9 protein-coding genes are annotated in these 7578 nt (G+C 70.8%); 3 read left to right on the forward strand and 6 right to left on the reverse strand.

The genetic code is table 11. The annotated features are described in order from the left end of the window. Positions 1–128: 128 nt before the first annotated feature. From ACFWY9_RS44410 to ACFWY9_RS44430, 5 genes are all read right to left on the reverse strand, one after another. Complete coding sequence (locus ACFWY9_RS44410) at positions 129–638, reverse strand: DinB family protein (RefSeq protein WP_378331738.1); 510 nt, start codon at positions 636–638, stop codon at positions 129–131. Beyond that, positions 625–1722, reverse strand: a complete 1098-nt coding sequence (locus ACFWY9_RS44415) for a reverse transcriptase family protein (RefSeq protein WP_378331739.1) — start codon at positions 1720–1722, stop codon at positions 625–627. Before ACFWY9_RS44415 ends, ACFWY9_RS44410 begins: the two co-directional genes overlap by 14 nt. Positions 1723–1868: 146 nt before the next feature. Next, complete coding sequence (locus ACFWY9_RS44420) at positions 1869–3482, reverse strand: glycoside hydrolase family 13 protein (protein ID WP_378341726.1); 1614 nt, start codon at positions 3480–3482, stop codon at positions 1869–1871. After that, the gene (locus tag ACFWY9_RS44425) at positions 3482–3880 is read right to left on the reverse strand and encodes a globin (protein ID WP_378331741.1); all 399 of its coding nucleotides are present in this window, start codon (positions 3878–3880) and stop codon (positions 3482–3484) included. Before ACFWY9_RS44425 ends, ACFWY9_RS44420 begins: the two co-directional genes overlap by 1 nt. 20 nt (positions 3881–3900) lie before the next feature. Further along, on the reverse strand, positions 3901–4875 hold the full coding sequence (locus ACFWY9_RS44430; RefSeq protein WP_378341727.1) for a mechanosensitive ion channel family protein: 975 nt from the start codon (positions 4873–4875) through the stop codon (positions 3901–3903). Positions 4876–5233: 358 nt separating this feature from the next. On the opposite strand from ACFWY9_RS44430, the gene ACFWY9_RS44435 reads away from it, so the two are divergent. Further along, entirely contained in the window at positions 5234–5728 is a 495-nt protein-coding gene (locus ACFWY9_RS44435; RefSeq protein ID WP_378331746.1) for an HNH endonuclease, read from the forward strand. A gap of 88 nt (positions 5729–5816) precedes the next feature. Here the strand turns inward: ACFWY9_RS44435 and ACFWY9_RS44440 are convergent, their stop codons facing one another. After that, on the reverse strand, positions 5817–6098 hold the full coding sequence (locus ACFWY9_RS44440; protein ID WP_378341728.1) for a hypothetical protein: 282 nt from the start codon (positions 6096–6098) through the stop codon (positions 5817–5819). A 451-nt stretch (positions 6099–6549) separates the two neighbouring features. On the opposite strand from ACFWY9_RS44440, the gene ACFWY9_RS44445 reads away from it, so the two are divergent. Together ACFWY9_RS44445 and ACFWY9_RS44450 are read left to right on the forward strand one after the other, a co-directional pair. After that, a complete protein-coding gene (locus ACFWY9_RS44445; RefSeq protein WP_378331744.1) occupies positions 6550–6807 on the forward strand; it encodes a hypothetical protein in 258 nt (85 codons plus the stop codon). After that, on the forward strand, positions 6794–7279 hold the full coding sequence (locus tag ACFWY9_RS44450; RefSeq protein WP_378331745.1) for a DUF5130 family protein: 486 nt from the start codon (positions 6794–6796) through the stop codon (positions 7277–7279). Before ACFWY9_RS44445 ends, ACFWY9_RS44450 begins: the two co-directional genes overlap by 14 nt. The last annotated feature ends 299 nt before the right edge of the window (positions 7280–7578 follow it).

Consider the following 7578-nt stretch of genomic DNA (forward strand, 5'->3'; position numbering starts at 1 on the left):
GGGGGGTGGGGCGGCGCGCCCGCCGGCGGGTGCGCGGGTTTTGCGTTCGGGGCGGTTTTGTGGTGTGGCGGTCCGGGGTCTTGCTACCCTCCCCCCCTTCAGCTCGTCCCGTGAGACCAAGGTCCCCTTCAGGCGCCGACGGTCCCGTCGATTCCCTCGCGCAGGAAATCGGCGTGGCCGTTGTGCCGGGCGTACTCGTGGATCAGGTGCAGCATCACCAGCCGCAACGAGACGTCCTCGCCCCAGCGCGGCTGGTGCCCGAGCACGTCGAGGGATTCGGCTTCGCGCTCGATGCGCCGGGAGTGCTCGACCTCCGCCTGCCACGCCGCGAACGCCTCCGAGCGCGTCGCGTTCGTCGCGTCGTACGCCTCCTGGTAGTCCTGTTTGCCCGACCAGACGAACGGGACGTCCTCGGCGTTGATGACGCGGCGGAACCACGTCCGCTCCACCTCGGCCATGTGCCGCACCAGGCCCAGCAGCGACAGCGTCGACGGCGGCATCGACTGACGCCGCAGGTCCTCATCGGACAGCCCGTCGCACTTCATGGCGAGCGTGGCGCGGTGGAAGTCGAGAAAGCCGCGCAGCATCTCACGTTCGTTCCCGCGCAGCGGTGGCGCGGGCCGATCATCGGTCTTCATGGCGCTCATTATCGTGCGGCCACGAGATGCGGTCGAAGAGGTTTCGCAGTTTCGTGCCGCGGGCCGGGCTGGCGGCACCGACCCAGCCGATGCGGCCCAGCAGGTGCGCCCGGAAATCGGGGTGACCGCCGTGGTTCTGGGCTTCCGGGCCGGTGCGGACGCAGTTGTGCAGCAGCGCGCGGAGCGCGTCGTACTCGGGGCGCGCGACGGCGGGCGCGGCGTTGACGACCAGCCCCGCGATCCGCTGTTGCTGGTGTGCCCCGGCGATCGAGGTTTTGGCGTCCCGGAGCCGGAAACCCTCGTCGTGCACGATGCGCCGGACCCCGGGCAGCAGCCGATGCAGCGGCAGCGCGGCGTCACCGGAGAACGCGAGGTCGTCCGCGTAACGCGTATAGCTCGCTCCGAGCGCATGGGCGAGACCGGCCAGCCTCCGGTCGAGATGGTGGGTGACCGCGTTGGCGACAGCGGGGGAGGACGGCGCGCCCTGCGGCAGATGGGTAGCGGCGAGGCTGTTCAGCAGCCGGGTCCTGGCCGGATCACGGCGTCCGTCCGGCGCGGCGGCCAGCACGTCCGGCGGCGTCGCGGTGGTGAGCAGTCCGGCGAGCGCGTCGGCGACGGCGAGCGGATACCCGGCGAGTTCGAGCAGCGACCGGATCCGGCGTGCGGACACGGCGGGGAAGAAGCCCTCGAGATCCATGCGTACCACCAGATCCCGGCCGCTGTGCGGTGCCGCGCAGGTGATCGCCGAGCGGCCGCGCCGGAACCCGTGCGCCGCCTCGTGCACCGGCAGCGCGTCGAGCACGTGCCGCCGGATCCGGCGCTGCAGTTCGGCCAGCCGCGGTTTCGGCTGTTCCAGCAGCCGGATTCCGCCGGAGGCGGTCGGCATCCACCGGTACCGGTAGTGCCGCAGCGCGGTGCCCGCCCGGCGGTTCCAGCTCCGGGCGTCGGCGAACCAGCTCAGCTCGCCAGGGGTGAGGTCGAGCGCCTGCGCGCATTCGTCGAAAGTCGTCCAGCGCGCGACCCGCCATCGCCACACCGGCATGGGCGGGAGTGGCGACACGGAGGTGACCTTTTCTCCTGTCATCCGCGCGGACTCGTACGCGGAGCGTGCCGCGCTCGCGCGGGGCGCCGTGCCTGCGTGCCGTGCTGCTCCCCGGGGTTGCCCCGGAGTGGGTGGTGATCCACCTGCTCACCTCCGTGTCGCCGCCGCCAGCCTAGGGGACCGGTGGTTCAGACCAGCCACGCGGCCGCGTCGGGCGGCAGTTTCCCGTCCGCCAGCGGGACGCTGGAGAGCAGGATTTCGCCGGGCGGGAGGGTGATCGGGCTCGCCGAAGTGTTCAGGGCACAGACCAAACCGCCTTCGCGGCGGCGGAACGCGAAACAGCCCGCGGGAGCGCCGTACCAGTCGAGCCCGTCGCGCGGCCCGCCGCGGAACGCCGGATGCCGCTTGCGCAGTTCCAGTGCGTGCCGGTACAGCGACAGCGTCGAGTGCTCGTCCTCGATCTGCTTCTCCACCGTGATCCCGGCCCATTCGGCGGGCATCGGCAGCCAGGTGCGCGGGTTGCGGGAGAAGCCGAACGGCGGCAGCTCCCCCTCCCATGGCAGCGGGACGCGGGAGGCGTCGCGCCCGAACTCCGGGCCGCTGGTCTTCGCGCGCGGATCGGCCAGCGCCTCCTCCGGAATGTCCACATTGGCCAGTCCGAGCTCGTCGCCGTTGTACAGGTAGACGACGCCGGGTAACGCGAGCTGCACCAGCGCCATCGCCCGCGCCCGCCGGACACCTTGCGCACCGCCGCCGTACCGGCTGACCGGTCGCCAGACGTCGTGGTTGCCCAGCGTCCACGTGGCGGGCGCGCCCGCGGCGGCCGGGACGGCCAGCGAGCGTTCGATCGCGGTACGCATCGCGTCGGCGTCGAAATGCGTGAGTACCAAACGGAAGTTGAACGCAAGATGCAGTTCGTCCTGGCGCAGGTACCGGGCGAGGCGGGTCTCGTCGGTCACCCAGATCTCGCCGGTGGACACCGCGTCCGGGTACTGGTCGAGCACCTTCCGGATCATCTGGTGGATTTCGTGGACGCGGTCGTTGTCGAACCGGGGATCGTAGTAGCCGTCGGACGCGCCCACCATCAGCGGGCCCGCGCGCGGGTCCATGTCGGGCAGCCCCGGCGGTTTCGCCATCCCGTGCGCGACGTCGATGCGGAAGCCGTCGACGCCGTGGTCCAGCCAGAACCGCAGCGTCCGTTCGAGGTCCGCGGCCACGTCGGGGTTCGTCCAGTTCAGGTCCGGCTGTTGCGGGGAGAACAAGTGCAGGTACCACTGCCCGTCCGGTACCCGTGTCCATGCCGGTCCGCCGAACGCGCTGACCCAGTTGTTGGGCGGCTCGTCCCCGCGCGGGCCGAGCCCGTCGCGGAAGACGTAGCGGTCCCGCTCCGGGCTGCCCGGTCCCGCCGCCATGGCGGCCTTGAACCAGGCGTGCGTGTTGCTGGTGTGGTTGGGCACGACGTCGACGGTGACCTTGATCCCGCGTTTGTGCGCCTCGGTGAGCAGCACGTCGAAATCACCGAGCGTGCCGAACATCGGGTCGACGTCACGGGGATCGGCGATGTCGTAGCCGTGGTCGGCCATGGGGGAGCGGTAGAACGGCGTCAGCCACAGCGCGTCGACGCCCAGCAGCTCCAGGTAGCCGAGCTTGCTCCGGATGCCTTCCAGATCGCCGACGCCGTCGCCGTCGGAATCGGCGAAGGACCGCACGTACACCTGGTAGAAGACGGCGTCACGCCACCAGGCTCCGCCGCCTTCGCCGGTTCCGGCCTGGCGCGGGCCGCGGCCGCGCGGCGGTCTCATCACACGAAGCTGTTCATCATGCTGTGCGCCGCCATTTCCAGGTAAGCCCACAGCTGCTGCCGGTACGGCTCCTCGAGGTTCTCCTCGTCCACGGCGATCTTGATGCAGCGCAGCCACGCGTCCCGCTCGATCGGCCCGATCTTGAACGGCGCGTGCCGCATCCGCAGCCGGGGGTGCCCGCGCCGGTCGGAGTAGGTGTGCGGGCCGCCCCAGTACTGCATCAGGAACAGCCGGAACCGCTCCTCGGCGGGGCCGAGGTCCTCCTCCGGGTAGAGCGGGCGCAGGATCTCGTCCTCGGCCACCTCGGCGTAGAACCGCGCGACGATCCGGCGGAAGGTCGGTTCCCCGCCCACCGCCTCGTAGAGGTTCGCCGGTTCCGGACCGCTCACAGCTGACACCCCTCCATTGTGCTCCCCGCTCATTTGTCGTTGTTCGGCGTGGACAGGAATCGACCCAGTGGGGGCTCGAATCCCGCGTCCTCCAGGGCTGCGAGCAGTTGCGCGCGCAGCGCCCGCTGCACCGCCCACTGCTTCCCGGGCCGCACCTTGACCGTCAGCCGCAACTGGATGCCCTCCGGTGTGACGCTTTCCACACCGAGCATCTCCGGCGGCTCCAGCACCTTGTCCGCGAGCGCTTCGCTCTCGGTGACGGCCACCGCGGCCTCGGACAGCACCGTCGTCGCACGCTCGACGTCGGCGGAGTAGCTGAGCGGCACGTCGACCACCGCGACCGCGAAGCCCTGGCTGGAGTTGCCGACCCGCTGCACTTCACCGTTGCGGACGTACCAGACCGTGCCCTTGAGGTCACGCAAGGTCGTCACGCGCAGGCCGACCGCCTCCACGGTGCCGCTCGCCTCGCCGACGTCGACGACGTCACCCACGCCGTACTGGTCCTCGATCATCATGAACATCCCGGACAGGAAGTCCTTGACCAGGTTCTGCGCGCCGAAACCGAGCGCGACACCCACGATGCCCGCGGACGTGATGAGCGGCCCGAGGTCGAACCCCAGCACGCTGAGCACCTGCAGGGCGGCCAGCCCGTAGATGATGAACCCGGCGAGTGACTTCAGCACCGAGCCGATGGTCGTGGCCCGTTGACGCCGTCGTTCGACGACCACCGGGCCGAGCATCTCCGGCGCGCGTTCGCGCAGCGGGCGCAGCAGCGTCGGCAGCTTCCCGCCGCGGGGCAGCGTCGTGATCCGGTTGATCAGCCGCCGGACGATCCAGTTCGCCACGACGGCGATCACCACGGCCAGCACGATCTGCAGTGGTTTGGTGACAAGCCAGCCCGCGGATCCCGCGAGCCATTCGTTGTGCGTGACGTTGTAGACCTGACCGCACCACGTGCTCGGGTCCTTGATGCACGCCGGCGGTTCCCTGAACAGGGGGTTCACGGGGAGAACTCGACCTTTCGTTGGGCACGGCCCGGCCAACCTCGGGTTGATGTTGAGCCGCGCGGATGTGACACGTCTTCTAACACACGTGCGCTGAGGGGCGGATGTGTGGTCGACTATGCCTGCACCCCGTGGAGGTGGTCGAGTGCCAGACCGACAACCCATCCCCCTCGGCGCGCACGGCCAAGCCATGGCCGGGCAGGCGCCGGAGGTGGCCCTGCGTGCTTGTCCCGGGATTTCCGCAGCCGGCGGAACCACCCCGAGCGGGCCGGGGACACGACCTGGGGGTGTCTCCAGACCACCCGGCCAGCGTAGGGGCCGCGAACCCGCGGCCCCGGCCTGGGGCCGCCGCCGGGTTCTGCTGCTCAACGCCACTTTCGAGCCACTCACCGCGTTGCCGCTGCGGCGCGCTGTGGTGCTCGTCATGTGTGGCAAGGCCGAAGTGGTGCACGGCGACCCGGCGGGCGTCGAACTGCACGCCGCGACCGTTTCGCTGCCCGTGCCCTCGGTGATCCGGCTGAGCAACTACGTCCGGGTACCCTACCGAGCCCAGGTACCGCTCACGCGGGCCGGGCTGATGCACCGCGACCGGTACCGCTGCGCCTACTGCGGAGGCCGGGCCGAGACGATCGACCACGTCGTCCCGCGCAGCCGGGGCGGGCCCCACACCTGGCAGAACTGCGTGGCCTGCTGCGCCAAGTGCAACCACCGCAAGGCCGACCGGCTCCTGTCGGAGATCGGCTGGCGGCTGCGGGTGGTGCCGAGGGCACCGCACGGTCCGCACTGGCGGCTGCTCGCCCATTCCAAGGAGGCCGACCCGCTGTGGCGGCCCTACCTCGGGTCTGCCGCGTAGGCCTTCTTCGCGGATCGTTCACGCGCGTCGGCGCCCCGGCTGCCTGCTGGCGGCCGGGGCGAGCCGATGACCTGTGACGCGGTGCTGCTCAGGCGGCGAGCGCGTAGGCGCTCTGGCAGGTGACGCGGGTGCCCATGGTGACGCGGGTGCCCATGGTGACGCGGGTGCCCATGGTGACGCGCGTGCCCGCGGTGACGCGCGTGCCACGGGTGACCCTCGTGCCCCGCGTGACACGGGTGCCGCAGGTGACGCGGGTGCCGGCCGTGACCCGGGTGCCGCGGGTGACCCTGGTGCCACGGGTGACGCGCGTGCCCGCCGTGACCCTGGTCCCGCGGGTGACCCTGGTGCCTCGCGTGACGCGGGTGCCCATGGTCACCCGGGTGCCCGCCGTGACGCGTGTACCGCGGGTGACCCGAGTACCCCGCGTAACCCTTGTGCCGGACGTCACACGCGTTCCGGGCTGGAATTCAACGTCGCTGGGTGACCAAACGGTCTCGGTGATCGCCTGTGCGGGGGGCTGGACGCTCTGCATGACGTGGCCTCCTGGGACCGGTGCGTTACCTGCTGGGGGCTGGGAAGCGGGGCGCAAGGCCCGTACAGGTGAAAAAGCTACGAGGATTTCAAGGGGCCGACAAGACGAACGCGCCCGGTGCGGCCGCCTGTACGGTGAGTTGCCATCTTTCGGCCCGACGTCCTTCGCCCCAACGTTCCAGTCCTGGCACGGCAAGCGGCGGACGGCGTCCCCGAGGCGGTGAGCGGTCGGTCTCATCACGGGCGCGGTGAGCGGGTGGCCGGGATGGCCATCCGATACGCTCACCGGCGTGAACCTTGTCGAGACGATCCTGGTCTTCGCGGTGATCCCCTTGGCCATCTACGGAGTGGTCGGCCTGGCCACCCTGCGGACCAAGTTCGCCGGTACCCCCCGGTACCGGCCGGGGCAGCCGTGGGAGTACCCGGCCATGTGGTGGAGCGCCAACCCCGACGGGGTCGGCTCCGGGCACCGGCACGCCGGTGCGGACAACGCGGCGCCCGCCGACGGCGCCCCGACCGCTGCGGGAGGCGCTCGTGGCAGCTGGTGAACTGACGCACGCGCACAGCGCCGGCGTCGCCGAGCGAGAACTCGCCTACGGGGAGGCCATTACCTCCAGTGGGCGCCTTTCGGCAGCCAAGATGTACGAACCGGCTGCTCCGAAAGGCCCATTCACGACCAAGCAGCTGGCCCGGCTCGACGAGGCGCTGACCTTCGCCAGCCGGGAGACCGGCCTCGACTTCAGCATCTACCTCGGCGAGCTCGGCGAGGACAGCCGCGCGGGCGCGGAGAAGCTCCACTCGGGCACGTCCGACCCGGCCAACGCCGTCCTGATCGCGGTGTCGCCCGCCGAGCGGCTCATCGAGATCGTCACCGGCACGCACGCCTACCTGCGGCTGCCGGACCGGGGCGCGAAGCTCGCGGTCGCCAGCATGGTCGCCTCCTTCAAGGAGGGCGACCTGGTCGGCGGTCTCGTCAACGCCCTGCGCATGCTGTCGGACCAGGCTGGCTCGCCCGCCTGAGCCGCTTGAACGCCCGAAGGGGCCTGGTACCGCGTCTCCCACGCGATACCAGGCCCCTTCGGCATTCTCCCGCCGCGTTGCCACCCCAGGACTCACGTGCGTTCCCCGTGAAGTGCTCCGCGATGTCGTATTCGCGTGTTTCGCTCGCGCTGGAGCGCCGACGGGCTTACCCGCGGCCCGGCCGCATGTCGCGAACGCGTCGTTCGCGACGCTACAAGTGAAGGTAGCGGGGGTGGGGTGGGGGTAGGGGGCGCGCGGGTGAGGGGGGTGGTTTTAAAAAAAACGCGCGCCCCCGAGAA

The sequence above is a fragment of the Amycolatopsis sp. NPDC059027 genome (genome assembly GCF_042739735.1).
Classification (GTDB): Bacteria; Actinomycetota; Actinomycetes; order Mycobacteriales; family Pseudonocardiaceae; genus Amycolatopsis.